This is a genomic window from Trinickia sp. LjRoot230, from assembly GCF_964253315.1.
Lineage (GTDB): Bacteria > Pseudomonadota > Gammaproteobacteria > Burkholderiales > Burkholderiaceae > Trinickia.
Genome location: NZ_CAXUQX020000002.1, coordinates 491,752 through 518,144 on the forward strand (window position 1 = coordinate 491,752; position 26,393 = coordinate 518,144).

Annotated in this window: 26 protein-coding genes and 1 pseudogene; 17 read left to right on the forward strand and 10 right to left on the reverse strand. The window is 60.1% G+C overall.

The window, feature by feature from the left end:
* Positions 1 to 108 precede the first annotated feature (108 nt).
* The 4 genes from ACSQ20_RS21215 (at position 109) to ACSQ20_RS21230 (ending at position 3,188) form a co-directional block, all read left to right on the forward strand.
* A complete protein-coding gene (locus tag ACSQ20_RS21215) occupies positions 109 to 1,059 on the forward strand; it encodes an IS5 family transposase (RefSeq protein WP_436018149.1) in 951 nt (316 codons plus the stop codon).
* 406 nt (positions 1,060 to 1,465) lie between these two features.
* Complete coding sequence (locus ACSQ20_RS21220; RefSeq protein WP_436023914.1) at positions 1,466 to 1,927, forward strand: hypothetical protein; 462 nt, start codon at positions 1,466 to 1,468, stop codon at positions 1,925 to 1,927.
* 91 nt (positions 1,928 to 2,018) lie between these two features.
* On the forward strand, positions 2,019 to 2,966 hold the full coding sequence (locus ACSQ20_RS21225; protein WP_436023916.1) for a hypothetical protein: 948 nt from the start codon (positions 2,019 to 2,021) through the stop codon (positions 2,964 to 2,966).
* A 21-nt stretch (positions 2,967 to 2,987) separates the two neighbouring features.
* A complete protein-coding gene (locus ACSQ20_RS21230; RefSeq protein ID WP_436023918.1) occupies positions 2,988 to 3,188 on the forward strand; it encodes a hypothetical protein in 201 nt (66 codons plus the stop codon).
* An 18-nt stretch (positions 3,189 to 3,206) separates the two neighbouring features.
* Here ACSQ20_RS21230 and ACSQ20_RS21235 read toward each other — a convergent pair whose 3' ends face one another.
* From ACSQ20_RS21235 to ACSQ20_RS21260, 6 genes are all read right to left on the reverse strand, one after another.
* On the reverse strand, positions 3,207 to 4,160 hold the full coding sequence (locus ACSQ20_RS21235; protein ID WP_436023920.1) for a 1-phosphofructokinase family hexose kinase: 954 nt from the start codon (positions 4,158 to 4,160) through the stop codon (positions 3,207 to 3,209).
* Positions 4,161 to 4,280: 120 nt separating this feature from the next.
* Positions 4,281 to 4,610, reverse strand: coding sequence for an Hsp20/alpha crystallin family protein (locus tag ACSQ20_RS21240; protein WP_436025791.1), 330 nt, complete (start codon positions 4,608 to 4,610; stop codon positions 4,281 to 4,283).
* 52 nt (positions 4,611 to 4,662) lie between these two features.
* Positions 4,663 to 5,316: a BON domain-containing protein gene (locus ACSQ20_RS21245; protein WP_436023922.1), complete on the reverse strand. Its 654-nt coding sequence runs from the start codon at positions 5,314 to 5,316 to the stop codon at positions 4,663 to 4,665.
* Between the two features lie 249 nt (positions 5,317 to 5,565).
* Positions 5,566 to 6,243, reverse strand: a complete 678-nt coding sequence (locus ACSQ20_RS21250) for a SagB/ThcOx family dehydrogenase (protein ID WP_436023924.1) — start codon at positions 6,241 to 6,243, stop codon at positions 5,566 to 5,568.
* 123 nt (positions 6,244 to 6,366) lie between these two features.
* On the reverse strand, positions 6,367 to 6,795 hold the full coding sequence (locus ACSQ20_RS21255; RefSeq protein WP_436025793.1) for a hypothetical protein: 429 nt from the start codon (positions 6,793 to 6,795) through the stop codon (positions 6,367 to 6,369).
* Positions 6,786 to 7,358: a hypothetical protein gene (locus ACSQ20_RS21260; RefSeq protein WP_436023926.1), complete on the reverse strand. Its 573-nt coding sequence runs from the start codon at positions 7,356 to 7,358 to the stop codon at positions 6,786 to 6,788. The genes ACSQ20_RS21255 and ACSQ20_RS21260 overlap by 10 nt, the downstream gene beginning before the upstream one ends.
* Positions 7,359 to 7,550: 192 nt before the next feature.
* On the opposite strand from ACSQ20_RS21260, the gene chrA reads away from it, so the two are divergent.
* Positions 7,551 to 8,759 (forward strand): chromate efflux transporter, encoded by a 1,209-nt coding sequence (gene chrA / locus ACSQ20_RS21265; RefSeq protein WP_436023928.1) that lies wholly within the window; start codon positions 7,551 to 7,553, stop codon positions 8,757 to 8,759.
* 44 nt (positions 8,760 to 8,803) lie between these two features.
* On the opposite strand, the gene ACSQ20_RS21270 is transcribed toward chrA, so the two are convergent.
* Together ACSQ20_RS21270 and ACSQ20_RS21275 are read right to left on the reverse strand one after the other, a co-directional pair.
* Entirely contained in the window at positions 8,804 to 9,628 is an 825-nt protein-coding gene (locus ACSQ20_RS21270; protein WP_436023930.1) for a potassium channel family protein, read from the reverse strand.
* A gap of 81 nt (positions 9,629 to 9,709) precedes the next feature.
* The gene (locus tag ACSQ20_RS21275) at positions 9,710 to 10,888 is read right to left on the reverse strand and encodes an acetate/propionate family kinase (RefSeq protein ID WP_436023932.1); all 1,179 of its coding nucleotides are present in this window, start codon (positions 10,886 to 10,888) and stop codon (positions 9,710 to 9,712) included.
* 583 nt (positions 10,889 to 11,471) lie between these two features.
* Between ACSQ20_RS21275 and ACSQ20_RS21280 the strand changes: the two genes are divergently transcribed.
* From ACSQ20_RS21280 to ACSQ20_RS21310, 7 genes are all read left to right on the forward strand, one after another.
* Positions 11,472 to 12,311, forward strand: coding sequence for a universal stress protein (locus ACSQ20_RS21280; RefSeq protein WP_436023934.1), 840 nt, complete (start codon positions 11,472 to 11,474; stop codon positions 12,309 to 12,311).
* 34 nt (positions 12,312 to 12,345) lie between these two features.
* Complete coding sequence (locus ACSQ20_RS21285; protein WP_436023936.1) at positions 12,346 to 12,861, forward strand: universal stress protein; 516 nt, start codon at positions 12,346 to 12,348, stop codon at positions 12,859 to 12,861.
* Positions 12,858 to 13,685, forward strand: a complete 828-nt coding sequence (locus ACSQ20_RS21290; protein ID WP_436023938.1) for a universal stress protein — start codon at positions 12,858 to 12,860, stop codon at positions 13,683 to 13,685. Before ACSQ20_RS21285 ends, ACSQ20_RS21290 begins: the two co-directional genes overlap by 4 nt.
* Positions 13,686 to 13,821: 136 nt before the next feature.
* The gene (locus ACSQ20_RS21295; RefSeq protein WP_436023940.1) at positions 13,822 to 14,730 is read left to right on the forward strand and encodes a poly-beta-hydroxybutyrate polymerase N-terminal domain-containing protein; all 909 of its coding nucleotides are present in this window, start codon (positions 13,822 to 13,824) and stop codon (positions 14,728 to 14,730) included.
* An 8-nt stretch (positions 14,731 to 14,738) separates the two neighbouring features.
* The gene (locus ACSQ20_RS21300) at positions 14,739 to 16,142 is read left to right on the forward strand and encodes a bifunctional enoyl-CoA hydratase/phosphate acetyltransferase (RefSeq protein WP_436023942.1); all 1,404 of its coding nucleotides are present in this window, start codon (positions 14,739 to 14,741) and stop codon (positions 16,140 to 16,142) included.
* Positions 16,143 to 16,368: 226 nt separating this feature from the next.
* The gene (locus tag ACSQ20_RS21305) at positions 16,369 to 17,463 is read left to right on the forward strand and encodes an alkaline phosphatase family protein (protein ID WP_436023944.1); all 1,095 of its coding nucleotides are present in this window, start codon (positions 16,369 to 16,371) and stop codon (positions 17,461 to 17,463) included.
* Positions 17,464 to 17,569: 106 nt separating this feature from the next.
* On the forward strand, positions 17,570 to 18,430 hold the full coding sequence (locus tag ACSQ20_RS21310; protein ID WP_436023946.1) for a class I SAM-dependent methyltransferase: 861 nt from the start codon (positions 17,570 to 17,572) through the stop codon (positions 18,428 to 18,430).
* A 43-nt stretch (positions 18,431 to 18,473) separates the two neighbouring features.
* Here ACSQ20_RS21310 and ACSQ20_RS21315 read toward each other — a convergent pair whose 3' ends face one another.
* Positions 18,474 to 19,373: a DMT family transporter gene (locus ACSQ20_RS21315; protein ID WP_436023948.1), complete on the reverse strand. Its 900-nt coding sequence runs from the start codon at positions 19,371 to 19,373 to the stop codon at positions 18,474 to 18,476.
* A 181-nt stretch (positions 19,374 to 19,554) separates the two neighbouring features.
* Between ACSQ20_RS21315 and ACSQ20_RS21320 the strand changes: the two genes are divergently transcribed.
* Positions 19,555 to 20,607 carry an NADP(H)-dependent aldo-keto reductase gene (locus tag ACSQ20_RS21320; protein ID WP_436023950.1) on the forward strand — a complete coding sequence of 351 codons (1,053 nt, stop codon included), beginning with the start codon at positions 19,555 to 19,557 and terminating at the stop codon, positions 20,605 to 20,607.
* A 13-nt stretch (positions 20,608 to 20,620) separates the two neighbouring features.
* Positions 20,621 to 21,371 (forward strand): annotated as a pseudogene (locus ACSQ20_RS21325) (ABC transporter substrate-binding protein).
* A 3-nt stretch (positions 21,372 to 21,374) separates the two neighbouring features.
* Here the strand turns inward: ACSQ20_RS21325 and ACSQ20_RS21330 are convergent.
* Entirely contained in the window at positions 21,375 to 21,527 is a 153-nt protein-coding gene (locus ACSQ20_RS21330) for a hypothetical protein (protein WP_436023952.1), read from the reverse strand.
* 172 nt (positions 21,528 to 21,699) lie between these two features.
* On the opposite strand from ACSQ20_RS21330, the gene ACSQ20_RS21335 reads away from it, so the two are divergent.
* The 3 genes from ACSQ20_RS21335 to ACSQ20_RS21345 are packed head-to-tail and all read left to right on the forward strand — an operon-like array spanning position 21,700 to position 26,303.
* Positions 21,700 to 23,046, forward strand: coding sequence for an MFS transporter (locus ACSQ20_RS21335; protein ID WP_436023954.1), 1,347 nt, complete (start codon positions 21,700 to 21,702; stop codon positions 23,044 to 23,046).
* A gap of 18 nt (positions 23,047 to 23,064) precedes the next feature.
* Positions 23,065 to 24,963, forward strand: coding sequence for an ATP-binding protein (locus ACSQ20_RS21340; RefSeq protein WP_436023956.1), 1,899 nt, complete (start codon positions 23,065 to 23,067; stop codon positions 24,961 to 24,963).
* On the forward strand, positions 24,963 to 26,303 hold the full coding sequence (locus tag ACSQ20_RS21345) for a sigma-54-dependent transcriptional regulator (RefSeq protein ID WP_436023958.1): 1,341 nt from the start codon (positions 24,963 to 24,965) through the stop codon (positions 26,301 to 26,303). The genes ACSQ20_RS21340 and ACSQ20_RS21345 overlap by 1 nt, the downstream gene beginning before the upstream one ends.
* Positions 26,304 to 26,393: the final 90 nt, after the last annotated feature.

The window sequence follows — 26,393 nt, forward strand, 5'->3', positions numbered from 1 at the left end:
ACTAGCCGCCGGCTAACGGTTGACGACGGAAAATCGCTGGCAACCATTAGGGAGCATCTGATCTATTCGAGCCGTTAAGATTGATCCGTTGCCACTTGCCTCCGAGCCATGAAACAAACGACGTTCGCCTCGCTGGCGTTTGATGGAAAGAAGAAGCAGACGCGCCGGGAGCGTTTCCTGACGGAAATGGAAGCGGTGGTGCCGTGGACGGCGTTGCTGGCGGTGATCGAGCCGCACTATCCGAAGTCGGGCCGGCGTGGCCGACCGCCGATGCCGTTGGCCACGATGCTGCGGATTTACTTCATGCAGCAGTGGTACGCGTTGTCGGACCCGGCGATGGAAGACGCGCTCTACGAGATCGAATCGATGCGCCGGTTCGCGCAGCTTGAACTGTCGGACGATGCGCTGCCCGATGAGACGACGATCCTCAAGTTCCGACATCTGCTGGAGCAGCACGGGTTGACCTCGAAGATGATGAACGTCATCAACGAGACGCTGGAAGCACGGGGCATGCTGCTCAAGGGCGGCACGATGGTAGACGCGACGATCATCCATGCGCCGCCGTCGACGAAGAACGAGGGCAAGCAGCGCGACCCGGAGATGCATCAGACGAAGAAGGGGAACCAGTGGTTCTTTGGCATGAAGATCCACGTTGGGGCGGACGTCGATAGCGGCCTGGTGCATACGGTATCGGTGACGCCGGCCAACACGGCGGACGTGAGCGAGTTGCCGGTGCTGCTGCGAGAGAGCGATCGGGCGGTGTTCGGCGACAAGGGCTACGTGAACAACGCGTTCAAGCGTCTGGCGCGTGAAGCCGGTGTGTTCTGGGGTGTTGCGCTCAAGGGCAGCAAGCCGTATCCGCTGACGAGCGCAAACAAGCGCTTCAATCACCGGATGTCCTCGATCCGGGCCCGGGTCGAGCACGTGTTTCGGGTGATCAAGCGGCAATTTGGCTACGCGAAGGTGCGCTACAAAGGGCTGGCGAAGAACGCGGCGCAGGTGTTCTCGCTGATCGGCCTGACGAATCTTTATCTAGCGAGGCGAAAGCTGATGGCTTGATGGGAAAAATCCGTCCGCTGCCTCGGAAAATCGGCGCTCGGGGCCGATATGGCCTCGATTGGTAGCGTGATGGCCGGAAAAATCGATCATCGAAGCTCGCAGAAAATTGCTGGCATGAACGTCAACGTTCAAAACGTCAATAGATCAGATGTTCCTTAGCACCTCGTCGATCCCGCCAGCGCGACACCCGGAGTCGCAAATCGAGCGAGTGCCCGCCTGCCTGCCTCCGCTCAGCAATAGCAAACGCGGTGCGACACGCCCAATTGAACCGGGCATACGCAATGCGCCGATCGCATCGATCAAAACCGCCGGCAATTGCGGCATCGTGTTTGACTCGGCATCAGCCGATAGTCCAGTTACGCGCACACAACGTTTGCGGCGGGCGTCGACGGCGATAAACGAGGCAGTGCAAGCATCCGGCTTTGCCGACGTTCAAGCGCTGTTCGACGAAATTCATATCGCGGATGGACCGAGCGCATTTTACGTCACCGACGCGAACGTGCGCGTTATGCAGATCGATGCGGCACTGCTGTTGAAGTCACGCGAAAACCAGTTGATCGAACTGTTGCACGAGTTGGCGCACGCCAAACGACATCGTCTCAAATGCGGATTTCACGGCCAGCACTATCGGGATGATTCGTCGCTGAATGAGCGTACCGTCGAGCGCTTCGCCGCGTTAAAAGCCGCGGCGTGGATCAATCGTTTTCCTGCGCCATTCAACGATGCCGAGCAATTGGACTACGCGTCTGGCACGAACGCCGCTGCGTTGAACATGCGGTTCGACTTTGGCGTGGCACCTGCCAATAGAGTCGTGCTCAGGCAGTGGTTTCGCGAAGGTGCGGCAACCCCCTGGGGAGCAAAGCGATGAGCCAGCGTGGCCGAATGTAAAGTCCATTGCGTTCGCACGGGTTTCCAACTCCTATGACGAACGCGTCGTCGAAGCACGTGGCCTCGATAATGTGAACCTCCGCATCGCTTTCGAAAGACCGTCGAACGGACGATTGCCGCGCTTTATCAATGTTCCGCTTGCTGGCATACCTCCTGACAGGATCGTCGATATCGTCATGCGCGTGGTTTCCCAATTCATCGAGTTGTACCGCGACGAAATTGACAAGGGCATCATGTTTTCCCTTCTACCACCCGCATTGGAAGCTGCGATTAGCGCCAGCGATCTTGACTTTGCGCATGCAATGCGGACGATGATGACGCATCATGGTTTTGGTCGCGTTATTTGCCGATTCGAGCAATTAGGTTGGCTCGACAAGCGGCTGATCTTCGAAAGGCAAGTTCTGGCGAACGAACCGCCAAGGCCCATGCTGCCAGCCTCGGTCACGACCGACGCCGGTAATTTTCGGTTGAAGACGGCCGACTTGATTTTTCCGACGCCCGCTCTCGACCGGTCCAGCCCGGTCGAACCGCCGTCGCGCCGATATGTACCCGAAGGCTACTTCTACGTCGAGGTTGAAGGCACCGCGGATGGGGCCTTCCTGCATCCCGAGGGACGCCGGATGGATGCGCACGAGACGATTTACTTGCTGCTCACTTCGGTAGACGAACTCGGCCCTGGCGATGCTGTTGCATGGCGAATCAGAAACATGCCGGATCAGCTTGCAGCTGCTTGCGCAAAAGACTTGGCTGACATAATGGGCGGGCCGGTATTCGTGCCCGCTTCATCTGCCGTGGCCGATGCGGGCGAGTTCGTATCCCCAAACCCGGAAAAGCGACGCTCGAATGGCGCGCCGGTGGTCGCCTGCCGCCGGGGTGAAGATCTATTTGGTCAGCCCGTACTCGAGTTCGACGAAAAGATTGTATTCACAATCGACGCCATACCGCAGACCCGAGATCGCTCCGCCTTTCCTTTCGGCAACGAAGCAACGCTCGATGAAATCGATAGAGCTGAGGAATGAGCGCGCGACCATGGCGTGCGAATGAGCGACACGCCAGAAGCTGGACTCGTCACCAGCGGCGGCTTTCGACTCTTCGATCTCACAGGACTCGTCTATGACGAGGGCGCAGGACTAGATCCGTTACTCGCAGGTCTTTTCGAACATGCGCGTCGCGGCGTGTGCGCGCGCATCGCAATAGATGCCGCGGGCAATGGCACCGCGTTGCCAAACAGCCCGGGCTGATTCGCGCAGATGGCGTGATCAGCGGCCATCAGTGGTTAGAGGGATATCGAACGACTGCCGATAAAGGTGAATGACGTCGGCGGGATTGCACAACATTGTTCCCGGATTCATCACGGCCGCGCTGCCCGCCGCAATGGCATAGCGCAGAGCGTGCGCCCAATCGGCATCGTGTTCGAGTGCCCAGACCAGCGCAGCAAGGAAGCTGTCGCCCGCGCCGACGGCGCTAACGACCGGCACTGGCACCGCGGGAAGACGGATGATCCGCTCTTGCGTCGCCATCATCGCACCGCGTTCACCAAGCGTCAGCGCTACGCAATGGGCTCGGCACTCTCGTGTGAGCCGCTGGGCCGCTTCGCGCCATTGCGCTTCCTCTGTCAATTCCGCGCCTGCGAGTTCGCACAGTTCGCGAAGGCTCGGCTTTACGAGAAACACCCCGACCTCGAGCGCCTCGGCAAGCGCCTCGCCCGATGCGTCCAGTCCCATGCGAACGTCGTGTGCGCGGGCCCAGTGTGCGAGCTCTGCATAGAATCGAGAAGGCACGCCGGGTGGCAGGCTGCCGCTTGCAATGAGGTAACGCGGTACCGAATCGAACTCGCCAAGCCGCTCGAGACAGCGAGTCCATTCGGCCCCGGAAACTTCAGGACCCTCCATGACGAAACGAAACTCGCGGTGCGTCGACGTTTCATGCACCGTCACGTTCTCCCTTGTCTCGCCCTGAATCGCAATTCGTTCGCCTCCGACGTTCTCGGCATCGAGCAACCGACCGAGTTCCAGCCCGGTATTGCCGCCAGCGAGATAAATCGCAACGCATTCGCTTCCGAGACGTTGCAATACGCGCGCGACGTTGATTCCGCCCCCGCCTGGGTCCTTGCGCGCCTGCGCGCAACGCAGCTTTCTCGTATGTAACAGCTGCGCGACCGAGAATGAGATGTCCACTGCGGGATTCAGCGTAATCGTGACTATCTGTGCCATGGTCACTCCATGCGGCAATGCACGTCCGTCGGGCGCACTAACGGCGGTTCGCTGCGCCGGGTACAGCCGCGAGAACGCCAGCCGGGATCGCCTCTTGGACATCCCGGCCAGCCGCAGGCCTCAAGATGCTTTCACTTCGATTTTCTTTTCAGGTTTCTGCGCGTTCGCTCGCTTCGGCAATGTCAGGGCAAGGACGCCCTTCGTGAACGTCGCCTGAATCTTTTCCGCATCCACGCCTTCGGGCACGCGAAACGTACGCTCAAAAGCGCCGAAATGACGTTCACGGAGGTAATAGTCCTTCTTGCTTTCCTCCTTTTCTTCTCGCTTTTCGCCTTTGATCGTGATGCTGCCGTCGACAAGTTTCACCTCGATATCTTTTTCATCGAGTCCCGGAAGCTCTGCACTAATTTCGTACGACTTGTCGGTCTGTTGGCCCGCCTTTTGTCGCAGTTACTTTGCTGGCGCTCTCGCTCATGACAGCATTGCCTCGCGCCCGATCAGGTCACTCGATGTCCAACTCATCAACGACGGCGCGCACACCCGTCGCGGACCATGCTGCGCCTCGTGCGGCCGATCGCTGCGCATACGAACCCACTTTGCCACTAAGCGTCACCGTCCCGTCGCGAACCTGGATATGGATATGCTTCGCTTCGCGCGCTGCGTGACGCTCGAGCGCACGGCCGATTTCGCTGGCGATATCGTCGGCGGCTGCGTGAACGCCGACGACATCAATCAAATTGGATACTCCCGTCACCCCACGCAGACGGCGCACCACGCGGGTCGCACGATGTGCAAGGTGCGCGCTTGGCACTTCGCCGCGCAGTGTCACCCAGCCCTTTTCAACCTGCACTTTGACGGCGTCTTGCGAAAGCCCGGCCGTCCAGCGCAAGGCCGATCGCACCATATTGGCGGTTTCTTCGTCGGGCAACATGTCGTTGCTGGGCGGTCTGACCTCCAATTTGACGACAACCGCCCTCACCCCGGCCACCCGTTGCGCAGCCTTTTCGGTTGCGATCTTTTCCACATAGCTCGCTAGCGATCCGAGCAACGTGACGATGCCATCCTTCACTTCGACGCCGAGATTGGCGGTGTTAATCGCGCAATCGTAGTGAAGTTCTTCCTCCACTTCCCGCTTCAATTGCTCGTCCGTCTTCATTGCGCACTCCTTGCTATGCGGTTGCTATAACCATCGAATCGAAACGCCGGCGTTCTAGCGCTATCAGAACGCAAGCATGGCAAACAAGCCGGAAAGTCCCAATGCCAGGTTCTGTCAATGCCGCTGATTCGAACATCGCGCCGGCAAGGCGCGACCGGATTGACGAAGATCAACGAACGCGCGAAGAGCAGACCAGATGCCCATACGTAAAACGACACGGGCATCGAGAACGATACTGCCACCGTCCCTTTACGCCTTTGCGGGACCACTTTCCTCGTCTCGCCCCGTCGTCAAACCAACTGTCTGCGCGAGAATGGGTAGTTCGTCTTCGTTGAGGCTTAGCGCATCGCCGAGCAAGCGATGATTGATCCAACCGCGCACCACAGTCGCGAGGCCCGCGGACGCGCAAAAAAGCGAGACGTTCTGCGAAATTGCGCCCGCCGTCACTGCCGAGAAGATGTCGCGCTGCGAGGCGGGCATGGTCAGCAGTCTGCTGCTATGAACGACGTAGACGAGATCAAGTGGCGCGGTACCGACGAAGTCCTGATATCCGGTCATATTGCGCGCGTCGATAGCATGCTTGAGTATCAACCGATGCGTCGGAGAATCGTAGCGATACACGCCGTTCGGGAGTGCGACATAAATGTCGATTTCTTGGAATCCATGCGGCGATGGCGCGGTGCGCCCTCCCGTGATCGGCCGGTTGACGCCGTCGGCTGCCCAAAGCAATGCCCCCAGCATATCGAGAGGCAGCGGCGCCGTTGAAAATTCACGAGTGCTCGCGCGAAGCGAAAGCGCCGCCATCAGCGGCATGCTCGCCGCCAATTGCGGGCGGGGCAAATCGATCGTCTGCGCGACGTCGCCATCCGTCGACTTCGGGGCAAGCCCAGGAATAGCCTCATAGGTCAATAGTTGCATCTGTGTCATTCCGCGCTCCGTTCGTGAGCATGTTGCAGGAAAGGTCGCAGCATCATCCTTGATCACTCGACGGCCCTTCCCTCTGAGTTGCAGGTCGAGGGTCAGTGAAGTAGCGACACATTGAATAACTGGCTATTTGCCCTGCACAAGGTCCATGAAGGGAGGGAATGTCAGCAGGACACCGAAAGCCAAAAGAACGAACGCGATCGTCGTTATCCGCCCCAATGCGATCGATTTTGCCTCCCACCGACGCGACAGCGCGAACCACGACAGCAGCCACACGATAATCGCGCTCGTCGTTACCCCGGAAAGTGGTCCCGTAGGTTTATAAAAGGTGAAGAAATGCGCAAAGACCGAAAATGCATCGCCGGCGAGTGCAAACAAGCCGACAGCAAAGCAGCCGATACCTGCGGCGAGAATCGCGGCGGCAGCCGGCCCATTGACGACCGTATCCGTCGCACCGACCATTTCTGAGCGTCGATTTGCGGCCGTCTTCTCGGTCGAGACTGCGTCGCCTGTCGTTCGTGGAGTGCTCGCGGGTTGATAGGTATTCATCTGGATTCTCCCGTCATCAAATGAATCGTGGTGCCGCCTCGCACCGGCGCATATTTATTCAAGAAGGCGCCGAACGCGCCGGCAACGCCCGTGGCGACAAAGGCGACGAGCGTAAACCCAAGAACTGCGTGGCGGATTTGCCGCAGCCGTGCGAGTGCGGGCCCATATTTCCCGAACACATACGCCACCATCGTGATGGAGATAGGCGCGAGCCAAGCTACATGCTCTTTCCACTCCATCCCGAGGCTATGCCATCCAGAGGTGTCACGACTCGACATCAAAAGGCGCTGCGGATAATTTGACAGATCCGCGAGGCCAGCCGGAGGTACCGCGCGATACCACGGGTAGACGACGTACGCGCCAGAAAGGGTGGCTGCCCATGCGAGGACTACCATCGCGACCAGATACAGCATCAGCAGCTTGTGCTCCCTCGGAGTCGGCATTAACGGCGCCCCCGGAGCGGTCATGCGGTAAAGCTCCGCGATCGCGCCCGAGAAAGCGAGCATAAAGAGCGCCCCAAAACCCATGCCGTGCATGACCGTCATCAAATCGCGAAATGATATTTCCATCGTACGTCTCCGTTTGTTACGCTCACGCCATTTCTTTCTCTGTTCGATATATCCTGCCCCCCAGCTTGGCGCCGGCGTTGATGCGAATCAACAAAGGCAACCAAAACGACCGCTCGCATCAAAACAATGCCGGTAAGCCAACGTAAATGGCTTTGCGCGATTCCCGATGCTTTCATTTGAGAAAGGTTGACAATGACACGAGCAGGCGCCGTGCTCGAAGTTCTCTCTATATTCCTCAGGCTAGGGCTCACATCCTTCGGCGGCCCAATCGCTCACATCGGCTATTTCCGTCGTGAATTCGTCGAACGGCGACGCTGGCTTGACGATGAAACGTTCGCCGATCTGGTCGGGCTGTGTCAGTTCCTCCCGGGGCCTGCAAGCAGCCAGGTCGGATTCTCGATTGGCTTACTTAGAGCAGGCTGGTTCGGCGGGCTCGCCGCTTGGTGCGGATTCACGCTGCCATCGATCCTGCTGTTGCTAATGTTTGCAGTCCTTGCCCCGAGTCTGAGCGGACCACTCGGTAATGGCCTCATCCACGGATTGAAGCTCGTCGCCGTCGCTGTCGTGGCTCAAGCCGTGTGGGACATGGCACGTCGCCTGTGCCCTGATCATCGCCGTGCCGCTATTGCACTCGTCGCGCTGGCCGCGCTCAGCGTGCTACCGACTGTCTATGCACAGGTCATCGTGATCGCCCTCGGCGCAGCGCTCGGATTGCTGTTCTGCCAGACGCCGATGCCGCCGGGTTTCAGGCGCGCGCAACAACGTCTGCAAGAATTCGGCGTGCCCCGGGCCGCGAGCACAGTGGCATTGATCGTCTTTTTCATCCTACTTTTCGGCCTTCCGATCCTCGCGCAACTGCATGGCAATCAGGCAATCAAAGTGTTCGACAGCTTCTATCGATCCGGCGCACTCGTCTTCGGTGGCGGTCATGTCGTGCTGCCGCTTTTGCAGCAGCAGACCGTATCCACCGGTTGGGTCTCGTCAAACGATTTTCTGGCCGGCTACGGTGCCGCGCAAGCAGTCCCCGGCCCCCTGTTTACCTTCGCGTCTTTTCTTGGCTGGATGCTGGCCGGTGCGCCAACCCACTGGACGGGCGCTTTACTGGCCACTGCCGGCATCTTTCTGCCCGGGCTGCTGCTCGTCCTCGCTGCGTTGCCGTATTGGCAAGCATTGCGCACGCATCCGTCGATGGCTGCCGTGCTTGCCGGGGTCAACGCCGCGGTCGTCGGATTACTGGCGATGGCACTTTACTCGCCAGTCTGGACCAGTGCAGTCCGCTCCACGCTCGATTTCTCCATCTCGGCGATCGGGTTTTTTCTACTCACGCGGTGGAGCGTTGCGCCGCTGGCGGTGGTCGCTGTCTGTACGATGGCCGGCGTTGCCGAGGTCGTATTCCATTAATTGGTCGCTGCATCCGCCTGAAAACGCAGAAGCACAGGACAGCCTTATTCATCCAGATGTCCTGCCGGAGCGGGCGGCCATTTAGTGTTCATGGATTCGCGCAGCCCCTGAAGTTCCTTGTGAATAACAGCCATCTCTTCGTGTAGGCGTTTTATATCTTGGTGCATCTCATGCCGCAGCAGCCGCTCTTCTTGTCCGATAAACTTCGCGGCGATACTCGCAAACACGAGAGACAGCATGCCATAGCCGAATAGCACGACGAAAACTGCGAATACCCGCGACGCAGGTGTCGTTGGCGATACGTCCCCGTATCCCACGGTAGCACTGCTCTCGAATGCGAGCCAAAGACCATCCGCATATGAGTGCACTCGCGGTTCGAGCCAATAAAACCCCACACCTGCCAATGCCAGCAACGCGGCGCCCGCCATCAACAAAGAAAGCAGCCGGTTGGGTGAAAGGAAACGGCGCAGGGACATAACGATACGCAGCGCCACCATACCCATGAACGTCATGCGTAATAGCCATTCCAACGATGACCATGGGTTGCCGCCCCAACCAATGCTTGCCGCCGCACCGACCAACACTAAAACGTCGAACCGATTGCGCCAAATCAGATGCCGGTACCTTCGGCTCAAATGCACCATCCAACCCAGCGACCAAGCAAAGCCCGTAGCCATGCACAGGTAAAGAATCCGGCCTGCGTTCAGCAAGAACGGTGAGCTGGCCGTGAGTTCCATGTAAAAGGCCGGGATCGCAAGCAGGCTGCTGCCGAAGAGGACCCACTGTATCCAGTGGTACGCGCGCGCAGCTCGAGGGCTGTCAAGCGAGTCCGGACCACTTAGTTCGAGGCTGTCAAAAAATCCGCTCATGTTTCAGGCACGCGACATGGTTCGATCATCAGAATGGTCGTGCAACAGTGTTTGCACGTTGACTGGTTGTCCGTGTACGGGTCAGCTGTCCAGCAGATTGCGAGTATGACGCGCGATCACGAGGTTTTCGTCGGTCGGGATGACGCGCACGGTGACGGCGGATCGGCGGTCCGATACGATTGCCTCGTTGGCTGCGTTCGCTGCTTCGTCGAGTGTGATGCCGAGCCACGCCGCGCGTTGGCAGATGGCCGCGCGCACGTTCGGTGCGTGCTCGCCGATGCCAGCCGTGAACACAAGCGTGTCGAGCCCCCCGAGCACACCGGCCAGTGCAGCAAGTTCGCGCGCCGATCGGTAAGCGAACAAGTCGATCGCGTGCGCAGCTTCAGCTGTCTTGCTTTGCGTGAGTTCGCGCATGTCGCTCGAGACTCCAGACACGCCGAGCAAGCCGGACTCGCTATAGATCAGGTGCTCGACGTCGTCGATCGAACGTCCGTCATGACGTAGCAGGTACAACAGCACACCCGGATCGAGCGAGCCAGTTCGCGTGCCCATCGGCAAGCCGTCGACGGCAGTAAAGCCCATCGTGGTTGCGACGCTCTCGCCGTTCGCGAGCGCGCACATGCTCGCGCCGTTGCCAAGGTGGGCGACGATGGTGCGCCGCTGCATCCAGTTCGGGTCGAGCGCACTGAGGGCTGTGGCGATGTACTCGTACGACAGACCGTGGAACCCATAGCGCACGATGCCCCGCGCGGTCAGCGCGCGGGGCAGCGCAAACTCACGCTCGAGCATCGGCATCGTCCGATGGAAAGCCGTGTCGAAGCACGCCACTTGCACGACGTCCGGCGCAACCGCACTGATCGCGCGAATTACTTCGACATGATGGGGTTGATGTAGTGGGGCGAGCGGCACCAGCGCCTCGATTGCCGCAAGCACTTCCGCATCGATCCTGACCGGAGCGACAAAACGCTGACCGCCGTGCACCACGCGATGACCGACACCGTCAAATCCGACGTCACCGCCAACGTGTGACGCAAACCACTCGTGAATAGCAGCGATCGCACCATGATGCCCGCGTCCTGCGATGTCGCTATCGGCGATCGTCTCGTTTCGCGAATTTTTGATAATCAGATGCGGCCTATCGTTTATACGCTCCACCTCGCCGTGTGCGGCAACGACGAGCGAGTGATGCTTGAGCGATTCAAAGATCGAGAACTTGAGACTGGACGACCCAGCGTTCAATACAAGGATCGGGTGCTTCATGAATATGTCTTTGCTATCGCGTGATTGTGAATCGGAGCCGCAACGCGCGCGAGCTCGAGGATATCGGAAGTAATCTCATTTGGATGCGACGTCTTCGGCAAGCAAAGGTTGCGCGCGGCCCGCATCGATCTGTAGTGCGTCTTCGATCGCAGGAAGCCCGCCGAGCCGAAGTCCACACCGATCACTGCGCCACGCACGGCTCGCACGTGCCCCTCGAAATTGAGGGGCGAACGTGATGCGGAATCTGAGAGCATCGACATAATCTCGCTATCTGAGGCCCATACGACCTATTGTGGTTCCACCGTCGAGCGCGTCGCATCGCGCGCCGGCACACTGCCGAGACGCGCATATGAAAACAGAACTTTAAGCGTCTCCTCCGACCAACAGTTGACTTCGGTCAATGGAACTCGCAGCAGGTAGGCCGCGCCGGGCGCCCCCCCGTGCTCGTTGCCGGGGGCAGATAGAAAGGCATAGAGGTAGTCCGCTTTCGATTGATTTTCGTCAATCCTTTCACGCGCGCATTGCTTAGAGTCGAAACGAACGCCGCTGGTGCGCTTCGTTTCCTCTCTTGGAGGCTTTTGTGATGAATTACAGAAACATCCTCGTTCACCTGGATGCCAGCGAACGGGCACCTGCGCGACTGAAACTCGCCATGGAACTCGCGACGCGCTTCGATGCATACCTCACAGCTCTTTTTGTCGTCTCCCGGCGCGAAATGCCGTCCGTTTACGTCAACGCTGGCACGGCCGACTACTTCATCAACCAGGAATCGTTCCGCAACGAACAGCGAGCGGAGCTGGAACAGCGTTTTCACAGCGAGATCGTGCACGCCACGGTGCACGGCGCATGGCTCGACTCGAGCGAGCACCCAAACACGGTCGTGCCGAAAACCGCACGCCTCGCCGATCTGACCATCATCGGCCAATTCGATCCGGACGATCCAGAGTCGTTCGTCGCCGAGCAATTCGCCGAGAACCTGGTGTTGTCCGCAGGACGGCCCGTCCTCATCGTGCCATACGCCGGCCATTTTTCGACCGTCGGCACGCGCGTTCTCCTTGCCTGGGACGCGGGCCGCGAGGCCACGCGCGCGCTGCACGACGCACTGCCGTTCCTTATCAGCGCGGAACAAACCGCGGTCCTGACTGTGAATGCATTAGACGGCGAGCCTCCCGCGACGCGCATTCCGGGCGTCGACATCGCCGAAGTCATCGCTCGCCACGGTGCGAATGTCGTCACCCAGCAGATTGAGGGCGTGCACGGCGCGTCCGTCGGCGAAATGCTGCTCTCACGCGCCGCCGACTTCGGGGCGGATCTGATCGTGATGGGCTGTTACGGTCACTCGCGCTGGCGTGAGTTGGCGCTTGGGGGTACCTCGCGCTCAATCCTGCAATCGATGACCGTCCCGGTGCTGATGTCGCATTGAGCGGCCAAGAGGTACTGAATGAAGAGGTGCAGATATGTACAAACGAATCCTGGCGCCGATAGACGGCAGCCCGACGTCGCAACGCGCATTCGATTTCGCGCTCAACGCCGCACGGGAGAACCACGCGGAGCTCATCCCGCTCTTCGTGGTCGACGTTCCAATCATCGCCTATCAGACACCCGGCTTCGAACCGTCGATCGTGCTCGAGGCGCTATTGCGGGAAGGCAAGCAGCTTCGCTCGGACACACTCAAGGCAATGCAGCGTGAAGGCGTGAACGGGATGCCGCGCGTCGTCGAGATCGACAGACCCGGGATGGATGTCGCCGAACGCATTCTGCAAGAGGCACGCAGCGTGAACGCCGATCTGCTCGTTGTGGGTACGCACGGCAGACGTGGCATTCGCCGTCTCGTGCTCGGCAGTGTCGCCGAGCGCGTCGCCCGGACGTCGTCCTGTCCCGTGGTGATGATTCCCGGCAGCTTCGAGGAAGCCGGCAAGGTTGACACGACCGGCACGCCCAAAGTATCGGAAACCGCAAAGGTGACGCCATGAGCTACAAAACTCTGCTCGTCCATATCGACGACAGCCGGCACAACGATATGCGCCTCGCCTTTGCGCTCGATCTCGCGAACCGGCATGGCGCTCGTCTGATCGGGCTTTATGTTGTTTGCCAGGATATGTTTCGGCCAATGCTTCAACGTGACGGGGCGTTGAGTCTCGCCACACTTGAATCGCAGAGTGACGAGCGGATGAGCCGCGCCCACGATCAATTCGTCACGGCGGCGGGGCGCGCGGGCTGCGCTTTCGAATGGCGCGCTCCATCGGGCTCTGCGATCGACGCTGCGACGCTACACGCGCGCCATGCCGATCTCGTTGTAGTGAGCCAGGAGGCTTCCGATGACGAACGCTCTCATATCGCCCGCGATTTCGTGGCGGACCTCGTCATGGAAGCGGGACGGCCGGTGATCGTGCTGCCGTGTGCGAATCACATTTCGTCCTTTGGCGAGAACGTCATCATTGCATGGGACGGCAGTCGCGAAGCTGCGCGCGCGATCTCCGATGCGCTGCCGATCCTCAAGCGGGCAAGGTTCGTGACGGTGTCCACGGTCGCAAAGCATCCCGACGACAAAGAGCCGGCCGGAATCGACGTGTCCGCCTATTTGGAGCGGCACGGCGTGCGGGCGAGTTTCACGGTCACCCCGCGCCCCTCAGGTTCGACCACGGGCGCAACGCTGCTCGAACTGACGAGCACGCTGCATGCCGATCTACTCGTCATGGGCGCCTACGCTCACGCGCGCGCGTTGGAGCGGGCGGTAGGCGGTGTGACGCGCACGGTGCTCGGCACGATGACGGTACCCGTTCTCATGTCCCGATGAGTCTGCGTTCTGGCAATAACGGCGAAAACCGAATCAGGGAAGCTGATGAAAGCATTGAATCGCGCAATGCATCGACGATCAATATAAGCCGGGTGATATGGGCCGTCATACACCGCACGCTGACTGGATAAAAAAAATGGACTCGCGAAGAAGGCCCGACCCGACGACCTGCGACGTGACAACAGAGCCGATACCAGGCCGCGTATCGGATACTCCGTTCCGTTCGCTCGATCACGCAACGCAGGCAATGATTGCACGTGCGACGTTCGGCCTTTCGCCGGCCGCGCTCACACTCGCGTTTGCGGATTGGCTCATTCATCTTATTGCCGCCCCCGGCAAACGGCTAGAGCTTGCGTCCCTCACCGCCAGCAACGTGTTAAGCATGACCGAGAGCGTTAGCGCTGTGCGAACCGATGAGAACCCTGCGTCGCCCGCAGCCGTCACCAGCCATGACCACCGTTTTCGCGGCGCGGCGTGGCAACTGGAGCCGTTCCGTTTTTGGCAACAATCGTTTTTCCTTGCCGAGCAATGGTGGAGCGCAGCTACGCATGAAGTGCCGGGAACGACGCGTCATCATGAGGACGTCGTGTCGTTCGCCATGAGGCAAGTGCTCGATATCTTTTCTCCGGCGAACTTCCCGATGACCAACCCCGAAGTCGTCGAACGCACTGTCGACGTTTTCGGGATGAACTTTGCGAAAGGCTTTTTTAATGCGCTCGAAGATTTCGCGCGATTGGCAAGGCACGATCCGCCTGTAACATTCGTACTCACGAGCGGCGGCCATAACGCCGGCATCGTCAATGAGCCTGGACATCCGCATCGCCAATTTCGAATGAGCGTGACCGATGCCGACGCCATGTATGTCGGGCCAGTTGAATGGGTCGCTACGGCGCGAGTGCACGACGGCTCCTGGTGGCCAGCGTGGGTCGAATGGCTTGACGAGCATTCTTCGGCAAAGCGCTCATCTCCGCCGCGGATGGGTCTGCCCGACGTCGCCACGCCGACCCTTGAAGACGCGCCAGGCACTTACGTTTTCCAGAGGTGAAGGTGTATATGAACGACAGCCTCTTGCATAACCGCCCATTCGACGACCTCGCAGTCGGCGAGTCCGCGTCGATCACACGCACCGCCGATCGGGATGACATCGCGCTTTTCGCGGCAGTATCGGGCGATGTCAATCCGGCTCATCTCGATGCAGCATTCGCCGCGCAGGACGTGTTTGGTCATGTTGTCGTGCATGGCATGTGGACAGGGGCGCTCATCTCCGCCGTCCTAGGTACCAAGCTGCCCGGCCCCGGCACGATCTACCTTGAGCAAACCTTTGAGTTCAAGCGCCCTGTCGTGCCGGGCGACACGATCACCGCCACAGTCACTGTCAGGACAAAGCAACCGCAAAAGCACATTGTCGTGCTCGACACGTGCTGCACGAATCAGAACGCCGAGACGGTCTTGCGCGGGAAAGCCACAGTGATTGCTCCAACGAGCCCGATCGCATGGCCGCGCATGCCGCGCCCGGATATAACGGTCCGACATCACGATCGCTATGAAGCATTTATCCGCGCAGCGCGCCTTCAACCGGCAATACGCACCGCAATCGTCCACCCCTGCTCCCCCGAGGCCATTCAGGCAGCGGTCGAAGCGCGCCGCGAAAAGCTGATCGAGCCGATCCTGATCGGACCCGTGGCAAAAATTCGCGCGGCGGCCGACATCGCGCAGATCGACCTTGGCGACATCGAGATCGAAGCCGTCGAACATAGTCATGCCGCAGCAGCGCGTGCCGTCGAACTCGGCGCGGCGGGCAAGGTCGCGGCCCTGATGAAAGGGAGCCTTCACACTGACGAGCTGCTGGCCGCGGTCGTTGTACCCACGTCGGGGCTTCGCACCGCAAGGCGGATCAGCCACGTCTACGTGCTCGACATCCCGGCCTATTTCAAGCCGCTTGTGATCACCGACGCTGCGGTAAACATCGCCCCGACGCTCAGCGACAAGCGCGATATCTGCCAAAACGCCATCGACTTGCTCCGCGCGATGGGCATCGAGCAACCCCGCGTCGCTGTCCTCGCGGCAGTCGAGACTGTCAACGAAAAGATGCCATCGACGCTCGATGCGGCTGCGCTCACGGTGATGGCTATGCGTGGGCAAATTACGGGCGGGCTCGTCGACGGTCCGTTAGCGTTCGACAACGCCGTCAGCCTCGCTGCGGCCACCACAAAAGGGATCGTCTCGCCCGTCGCAGGCGCGGCCGACATTCTCCTCGTCCCCAATCTCGAAGCCGGCAACATGCTCGCCAAGCAATTGATGTACTTCACCGGCGCGGACGCAGCGGGTCTGGTTCTCGGCGCACGCTTGCCCATCATCCTGACAAGCCGCGCCGACTCGCTGCGTGTGCGGCTCGCCTCGGCTGCGCTCGCGAAGCTCTTCTTCGAGCGCACGCACCAACGGGCGATCCAGGCGTAAGCAGGCACCCCGTGCCGAACAGTAATAGTGGATGGCGCTGACCAGCCGGCGCACGGCATCGCGGTGCCGGTTGGCACGATGCGACCTGAGCTGCAATATCATTGTCACGCGCCGTCCGTACCCTCCATCTTCGCTTCGCTTACAAAGCTGCAGATGATGCGCCGCTGTCGCCGTAGCTGCGTTTGTGCCCTTCCCCCATCACCTTGCCCAACGGGATCCGCTCGCCATGAGAATTCAATTCACCGCATTGATTGCTGCAAGTCTGATCACGGCCCCTTCGCTTGCCAATGCCGACGAAGACCAGCGAGTGCCTAGACTCGATCACGCATTTGTGATCATGATGGAAAATCACGGCTATCAACAGATCCTCGGCAACGCGAATGCGCCGTTTATCACCCGTTATGCGCGCCGTGCCAATCTCGCCACCAATTACTTCGCGGTCGGCCATCCCAGCCTGACGAATTATCTCGAGATCGTCGGCGGCTCGAACTTCGGCGTGACAAGCGATAACTATCCAAACTGGCACCACGGCCCGAACAATCCCAACTTGGTAAATCCGATTGTCGGCACCGGTATGGATGTCGCGACCCCCGCAGATACCGCTCCGTCGAACGTGGCCATTCCATCGGCTTATTACACCGCAGCATCCATCGGCGATCAATTAGCGGCTTCCGGAATGCACTGGAAGAGCTACCAGGAAGATCTTCCGGCTACCGGCGCGGACAAGGTCAACTATAGCGACGGCGTTTTTTCGAACCTCGATACCATCGTCGATCAGGCGAAAGTTCAAAAGCTCTACGCCGTGAAACACAATCCGTTCGCTTACTTCGACAGTGTGCAGCGCGGCGACAATCCGAATAACTCTCTTGCGAACGTGGTCGGCTTCGACGGACTCGACGGCTTATACGCCGACCTGCGCGCTGGAGCATTGCCGCAGTTGTCGTTGATTGCGCCAAACCAGTGCCACGACATGCACGGTGCGACCGGTGGCAGCGCATTGTGCACGGACGAGGCGTCCACCATCCGCATGGGCGACAAAAGCCTCGAAAAGCTTATCGCCGCAATCAAGGATTCGCGCGCTTGGCACGAAGGCAATAACGCGCTTTTCGTCGTTTGGGACGAGAACGACTACAGCGCAACCCCGAATCAGGTCGTCGTGATCGTCGATTCAAATTTCGGAGCGAAGGGCACGCAGAGCAACAAACCGTACTCACACTTTTCGCTGCTCAAGACGCTCGAAGCCGGCTTTGGGCTTCGTTGTTTGAACCACGCGTGCGATAACAATGTCAGCGTGATGAGTGATCTTTTAGCCCGGCATTAAACGCGCCAAGGCACGCGATTATCCGCCGTTGTGAACTTGGGGCCAATCGAGACGGCGGATAAACTGCTAACCTCCTCAACGTCACATCCATGAAAGGAGAAATGCCATGCATGACCAGTCGGCTGCTCAACCGGACAGCACAGCGGTGCGAGTTGCCCTATGGCGAGCACTGCACCTCGAAGTCGACGCACCGCCGTATGTCTGCGAAGACTCGATCGGCCTGCAGCTCATTAACCCCACAGAGGACTGGCGCAAACGTCCAGACATGGAGCCGAACGGCACCGCTGGCTACCGCGCGTCCATCGTAGGCCGCGCGCGATTCATCGACGACTTGCTTATCGAAGAAGCCGACCGGGGCATCGCACAGTACGTCATTCTTGGTGCCGGCCTCGACTCCTTCGCCCAGCGCAAGCCCGACATCGCCTCGCGCATGCGCATTTTCGAGGTGGATCAGCCCGGCACGCAGGCCTGGAAGCGACAGCGCTTGATCGAGCTCGGCTTCGGCGTCCCCGAGTGGCTTCGACTTGTTCCGGTCGACTTCGAAGCGAACGAATCGTGGTGGGAGCAGCTGACGGCCGCCGGGTTCGACGCGCGCCAACCCGCAGTGATCGCATCCACCGGGGTGTCGATGTACCTCACAAAAGAAGCAATCGCTGCCACGTTGCGTCAGATCGCCACCCTTGCGCCGAATTCGACGTTTGCGATGACGTTCTTGCTGCCGCTCGAACTCATCGAGGATGCCGCAGAGCGCGCGCAACATGCAGCGGTCTACGAACGCGCGCGTGCGGCGGGCACACCGTTCGTCAGCTTCTTCAGTCCCGCAGACATGCTCGCGCTGGCGCGCGAAGCCGGCTTTGCGCAGGCGCGCTACGTTTGTACTGCTGATATCACGGCGCGATATTTCGCCGATCGCAGCGATGGCTTGCGTCCGTCGAGCGGCGAGGCGTTTCTGGTCGCACGAACCTGAGCAACCGATATTGCCGGCACGCGGTACGTCGGATTTGACAATGTCACCGGCGTGATGCCATTACGATGCCCCCGACAATCAACGCGAATGCTGCTCCATGGTAGAGCTCGGGCCGCTGACCGAGAAAAGCCGCCGACATCAACGCCGCAAAAAGCGGCGTGAGATTCGTAAAGAAGCCGGCGATCTCGGGCCCGACTCTCTGAACACCGAAGCCCCAACAGCAATACGCCAGCACCGCAGGCCCGAGCCCGACATATAACAGCGCGGCAGCCAATGGCCAGCCCCAGACAATATGCGCGTCAGTCAGCGCCCATTCGCCCGCCGAGAAAAGCCCTGACCAAACGAGGCCGAACGCAATTTGCGCAAGCAGGAATGCGGACCAGTCGCTGCGCCATTGCGCCGGCTCGCGCGTGCGCGTCAGCAACCAGCTGTATACCGCCCATGCGAACGCTGCAACCAGCATATAAAGATCGCCCGACACCAGCCGCAGTTGCATCAACACCGCCCATTGACCTCGACAAAGGACGAGCACCACACCGGCAATCGACAATACCGCTCCAACCAACTGCCGCCCCGTCACGCTTTGGCGGAAAAAAAGCCAGCCGACGCCAAGCATCCAGACGGGAATGCTCGATGCCATCAGCGTGACGTTGAGCGGTGTGGAAGTCTTCAGCGCCAAATACTGCAACGCGTTATAGCAACCGACGCCGAACAGCCCCAGCAGCGCAAAACGCCGCCAATGCGCCCATAAGCCGCTGCCCGGCCGCAGCACGCGGCCGGCAAACGGAACCAGCACGACGAAGGCGAGCAGCCAGCGTAGAAAATTCAACGTCAGCGGCGGAACAAGTCCGCTGATCATCCTGCCGACCACGGCATTGCCAGCCCAAAGCAAAGGCGGCAGACAAAGCAAAACAATCGTAGTGGGTGTGAATCGCTGATGCATGGATGTGCGTGCTGTCGTTGAACGGATATCGGTCAATCGTTGCGCATGATATCGGGGGTGGACATATCGCGGCACGGAACCCCGCACGCCGAAAAGGGCATCAAGTCTTCTTTCCCGTCTGCACGTTCTCGCTCATCGTGATAGCGTCGCGTTTTTACGTAGCAACGAACGGATCGATTCGATGAAATATCGCAAACTCGGCAATTCGGACATGCAAGTCAGTGCGATCGGGCTAGGTACGATGACGTGGGGCGAGCAAAACGACGAGCGCGAAGCGCATGCGCAGATCGACTACGCACTCGACCAAGGTGTGACACTGATCGACGCGGCGGAAATGTACCCGGTGCCGCCCAAACCGGAAACCCAAGGCGAGACGGAACGCTACATTGGATCGTGGCTGGCGAAGCATCCGTCGGCTCGCGACAAGATCGTGCTTGCAACGAAGATCGCCGGCCCGGCTCGCCAGCCTCATAACCCACGGCATATCCGCGGCGAAGATAACCAATTCGATCGGAAGAATCTGACGGAGGCGCTCGATAGCAGCCTGGCGCGTCTGCGCACCGATTATGTCGATCTATACCAGTTGCATTGGCCCGATCGCAGCACGATGACATTCGGCCGGCCGCTTTATCCGTGGATCGACGACGCTTACTCCGTGCCGATCGAGGAGACGCTTGGCGTGCTGGCCGAATTCGTCAGAGCCGGCAAAATTCGTCATGTCGGCATTTCGAACGAAACCCCCTGGGGCGTGGCGCAATTTCTACGTGCCTCCGAGCGGCTGGGCTTACCTCGCATCGTCAGCATTCAAAATCCTTACAACTTACTGAATCGCACCTTCGAAATCGGTTTATCGGAATTCAGCCATCGTGAAGGCGTGGGCTTGCTCGCTTATTCGCCCCTCGCATTCGGATGGCTGTCGGGCAAGTATGAAGACGGAGCGCGCCCCGCTGGCGCACGCATTACGCTCTTCGAGCGATTCCAACGCTACAGCAAGCCGCAAGCCGTGAAGGCGACGAGCGCCTATGTCGCGTTGGCCAAACGGCACGGCCTATCGCCGACGCAATTCGCACTCGCGTTCGTCAACTCGCGCCCGTTCGTGACGAGTAATCTCGTCGGGGCGACGTCGCTCGAGCAATTGAAGGAAAACATCGCGAGTGTCACCGTTCGGCTAACCGATGAAGCGATGGCGGAGATCGACGCGCTCTACGAAGCACAGCCGAATCCGGCGCCGTAAAAACGGAGGCAACATGTCAATCGATCGGCCCATCGTCGCCGCGTTTACGCCTACCGGGAAGTTGCGCGCATCGATCAACCTCGGCAATCCGATTCTCGCCGGCAGGGACGCTGTCTCTGGTGAACCATCAGGCGTATCGGTCGACCTCGCGCGTGCGCTTGCCGAGCATCTGGCCGTCGAGCTCGAACTCGTCGTCTTCGATACGGCTGGGAAGTCGGTACAAGCAGTAAGCGTTGAGCGTGCCGATGTGGGTTTTTTTTGCCGTCGACCCTTTGCGGGGCGAGTCGATTGCGTTCACTGCTCCCTATTTGTTGATCGAAGGTTTCTACCTCGTGCGCGAGGATTCTGCCATCCAGCACAACGAGGATGTTGACCAGCGACACAACCGCGTGGTGGTCGGCAAAGGCAGCGCATACGACCTCTTCCTGAGTCGCGAACTCAAAGCCGCACAAATCGTGCGTGCGCCGAGCTCTCCTGCGGTCGTTCAAACGTTTCTCGAACAAAACCTCGAGGTCGCTGCGGGTGTCAAGCAGCAACTGGAGGCTGACGTGCAGGCTACGCCCGGCCTGCGTTTGCTCGAGGAACGCTTCATGGTGATCCGACAGGCAATGGGCCTGCCGAAGCGGCGCGGCGAGCAAGCCGCCGCGGTGCTACGTCGCTTCGTCGAGACGATGAAAGCCAGTGGGTTGATCGCTGAATCGCTCGCGCGTCATGGAATTGCGGGGGCCTCGATCGCGCCGGCGGAGGGCGATATCGCCAGTTGACTATTAGCTTTCGAAGTTTTCTGGCGGGGCGGCAGGCGGCGTATTGCTGATAAGAAAGAAGTCGGCTGGCACGCTATCGAGCACGAAGACGTGATGCTCGATGAACGCGAAGCGCCATGGGCGGATGCGAAATTCCGCACATCTCGGATGGTTCATTCCGACCGTCCGCACATCGCCGCGTGAAATGGCTCGACATTAAATAGAATCCCTTTCGTAAACAACAACTTGGCGATTGCGAAAAACACGCATCGATTGGCATGGCAGTTGCGTTAGCGGGTCGCGCTCATTTTCAGTAGAGCGGACGAACCATAACGTTACTGGAGACTCCATGAAGCCGGTTCTTTCTGACACTGCCGCGCCAACGAGCGGCGCCCCCTTAGAGCAAGCCCCCGCCTCGACAGCGAACGAAGTAGGCCGTCGGATACGCTCGATCTTCTCAGGCTCCGTTGGCAATTTGATCGAGTGGTACGACTGGTACGTGTATTCCGCGTTTGCCCTTTATTTTGCGAAGTCATTCTTTCCGGCCGGCAATAGCACGGCGCAATTGCTCAATACCGCAGCCGTTTTTGCCGTCGGCTTTCTCGCGCGGCCCATTGGCGGCTGGCTGATGGGCATCTACGCCGACCGGCACGGACGACGCTCGGCGCTCTTCATCTCGATCCTGATGATGTGCTTAGGATCCCTAATCATCGCCCTCTGCCCGAGCTATCAAACCATCGGTGCCGCGGCGCCCACGCTGCTTGTGCTTGCCCGCCTGCTGCAAGGGCTCAGTATCGGTGGAGAATACGGCACGTCAGCCACCTATCTGAGCGAAGTGGCCACCGCAAAACACCGTGGCTTTTATTCGAGCTTTCAGTATGTGACGCTGATCATGGGTCAATTGGTGGCGATTGTCTTGCTGATCGTCATGCAACAATTTCTTTTGACAACCCATCAGCTTGAATCGTGGGGTTGGCGCGTTCCGTTCTTTATCGGTGCAGCCTGCGCGCTCGCCGGCATGCGTTTGCGCGCGACGATGGAAGAAACGGGCGAATTCGAAAAGGCGCGCAAAGCCCGCAAGGCGCGCGGCACGTTGGCCGAGCTTGCCAAGCACCCGCGTGCGGTGTTGACCGTGGTGGGCTTGACGATGGGCGGCACGGTGGCGTTCTACACGTACTCGATCTACATGCAGAAGTTTCTCGCCAACACGGTCGGCATGAGCAAGCTCGATGCAACGCTGGTGTCGGGGGCGTCGCTCGCGCTCTTCGCGATACTGCAACCCGTGGTAGGGGCGATTTCCGACCGCATCGGCCGGCGCCCGATTCTGATCGCCTTCGGCATACTCGGCACACTTTTCACCGTTCCGATCATGACCGCCATCAGCCATACGCACGATGCGTGGACGGCCTTCTTTCTGATCGTTGCCGCACTCGTAATCGTCTCGGGCTACACGTCGATCAACGCCGTCGTGAAAGCTGAGCTTTTCCCGGCTGAAGTGCGTGCATTGGGCGTCGGCCTTCCCTATGCTGTTACCGTATCGATATTCGGCGGCACAGCCGAATATATCGCGTTGTGGCTCAAACAGGCTGGACATGAAGAAATGTTCTATTGGTATGTCACGGGGGCAATCTTCTGCTCATTGCTCGTCTACGTCTTTACGCGCGACTCGAGGCAGCATTCGCGTATCGAAGACTGATGCGCCGGCGTGGGCGCGATGAGGTTTCCGATCATGCGCCTGCGGCGTGCCGCCGGCACGTTGTGCGTTCTGGCATGTTGCGCTGTCGTGGCTTGGCTGGCCTATGCCGGAGCGCTGCGTCATTATCAGCAAGTGCGCGCGGCCGAGGTCGCGCAGCGCGCCTCGTTTTACGCTCTCTCGCTCGAAACACAACTCGCGCGTTATGAATCGTTGCCGCGCATCGCCGCGCTCGCGCCAGTGCTGTTGCGTCTGCTCGAACATCCCGATGACACACGCGAAAGCGCTGCGGCCAACGCCTATCTGAAGGCGGTTCAGTCCAAAGCGCAACTCGCCGCGGCCTATCTGATGGACGCGCGCGGTAATACGCTAGCCGCGAGCAATTGGGACACGCCCGCCAGCTTCGTCGGTCGAAACTACGCCTATCGGCCGTACTTCATCGAAGCCATCAAGCAAGACGTCGGCCGCTTTTACGGCGTAGGCAACACGACCGGGGAAGCGGGATACTTTCTTGCCGTACCCGTGCACGCCCCGGACCATCCCGACGGGCCGCCCATTGGCGTCGTGACGATCAAGGCGCCGCTCGAAAGCTATGAGGATGCGCTCGCCAAAAGCGGCGACATCGTGCTGGTCGCCGACCGCGATGACGTGGTCTTTCTCAGCTCCGTGCCCGCATGGCGCTATCGGGCAATGATCGCGCTGTCGCCGCAAGCTCGCGAGCGGCTGCGCGCGACGCGCCAGTATGGCGATGCGCCCCTCGACCCGTTGCAGAATGTGCGTGCTCGACGCGGCGTAGGCACCCGAGCCGTTTCCACCGCACCAGCGGCGCTTGAAGCCGCGCTGCCCGGTCAATCGGCGCGCGCGTATCGCGTGCAATATCGCGCTACCGGCTCGCTCGGCTGGCGCATCGCGATCTTCACCGACCCAGCGGAAGATCAGCAAACGGCCGCGCTCGCCGCAGCGGGCGCGGCGGCTGCCTGTGCCCTCGCCTTCGCGCTCGCAGCCGCCGGATGGTTGCGCCACACGCGCGCGCGGGAACGCATCCGCTCACGGCTCGCGCTACAACAAGCGCATCGCGACCTCGAAAGCCGCATCGCCGATCGCACGGCCGAACTGACGCGAGCCAATACCGATCTCGCACACAAAGTCGAGGCGCTCGATGACGCGCGGCGCATTCTGCGCGATACGCGCGACGCCGCCATTCAAGCCGGCAAGCTCGCGGCCTTGGGCCAGATGGCCGCGGGCATTACGCATGAACTGAATCAGCCGCTGACCGCATTGATGACGTTGTCGACCAACGCGGTTCGCCTGATCGAACTGCAGCGTATTCACGAACTGGCACGCAATCTTCATCTGATCAACGAGCTCGCTGCACGCATGGGCAAGATCGTGGCCCATGTCAAAGCGTTCGCGCGCAACGATGCCATCGAACGCGAACCGGTGTCCGTCAGCGAGACGCTGATCCAATCGCTCGCGCTCGTCGAAGCGCATCGCAAGGCATCCGATGTCACAATCCGCGCCGAGCAGGTCCCGCGTGAAGCGCTCGTGCTGGCGAGCTCAATCCGCGCCGAGCAGGTATTCGTCAATCTGTTGGCCAACGCAATCGATGCGAGTGCCGCGCATGACGGCATGCGTGAAGTCGTTGTCAGCACAACTGTCACGCCGCGCACCGTGAAAATCAATTTCGCGGATAGCGGTCCCGGCATCGCACCCGATGCTCTGCCGCGACTTTTCGAGCCGTTCTATACGACGAAGAAAGCCGGCAAAGGACTGGGCCTCGGGCTCGCGATCTCGCAAGCAATCGTTGACGAATTCGGCGGCACGCTCAGCGCAAGCAATGTCGGCAAAACCCGAGCGCAATGTGGCGCAGTATTCGTCGTGGAGCTGCAACGTGCAGCGGCGAACACAGAGTCCATCTGATGAATTCAGTCACCTTTCTTAACGAACATCCGGTGTATGTCGTCGAAGACGACCCGGCCGTGCGGCTTGGTTGCTCCCAAGCGCTCTCGCTCGCGGGCATACCGGTGCGCGAATTCGAGGATGCCGAAAGCGCGTTCGCTGCGCTCGCACGTGAGTTGCCGGCGGCCATCGTCAGCGACATCCGCCTGCCTGGCATCGACGGATTGACGTTGCTCGACAGCGTCAGAGCCCGAGCGAAGGACGCAGATATTCCGATGCTTCTCATTACCGGGCATGGCGATATCGCAATGGCTGTCAGAGCGATGCGTGCCGGCGCATACGATTTCATCGAAAAGCCGTTTCACTCCGAACGCCTGCTCGAATCGGTGCGGCGCGCGCTCGAGCACCGCCGCTTGGTTGTCGACATTCGGCATCTGCGCGCGCAACTGCTCGGCCAGCAGGTCATGCTGGGGCATTCGAGCGCCATGCGAAAAGTTCACGCGATGGTTGAAGCAATCGGCCCGACGCCGGCTGACATTCTCATCCGCGGAGAAACGGGCACCGGCAAGGAAGTGCTCGCGCGGGCAATTCACGCCGCGAGCCGCCGCTCGGGCCCATTCGTCGCACTCAATTGCGCTGCCCTGCCCGAAGCGCTTTTCGAAAGCGAGATATTCGGCCACGAAGCAGGTGCATTCACTGGTGCACAACAAAAGCGCGTCGGCAAATTCGAACATGCGAGCGGCGGCACGCTGTTTCTCGACGAACTGGAAAGCCTTTCCCCCGCTTTGCAAGCGAAGCTGCTACGCGTGCTACAAGAACGCTGCGTCGAGCGGCTCGGAAGCAATACGTCCATCTCCGTCGACGTGCGGGTCGTGGCCGCGGTCAAGCAGGATTTGAAGCAACTGGTCGACGGTGGCGCATTTCGCGCCGATCTCTATTACCGGCTGAACGTTGCCACGCTAGAGTTGCCACCGCTGCGCGAGCGCCGCGACGATATTCCCGAACTTTTCGCCCATTTCGTGCGCGACGCGAGCGCGCGGTTCGAGCGTACCGCGCCCGTGTGGACTCCAGCCGATATGGCGCGCTGGCAAGCGCACGACTGGCCCGGCAATGTCAGAGAGCTGAAGAATGTCGCCGAACGGTTTTGCCTTGGGCTCGACGACGGCCTGATTCAGCCCGCATCGAATGCCGGCTCGCTCGAAGCGCGAATGGCGCGCGCCGAACGTGCGTGCATTGAAGAAGCGCTGCGCGCGGCCGATGGACAAGTCATGCGGGCAGCCGAATTGCTCGACCTGCCACGCAAGACGCTCTATGACAAGATTGCGCGGCACGGCATAGACGTCAACGCATTCCGTGCGTAGCCGGCCTCGCGCCGACGGCTTGTCATCGCCATGATTTAGCTGCGGTAACTGATGCATTTAAGGCCGCTTAACGACCAGCGCCCGGCGGAC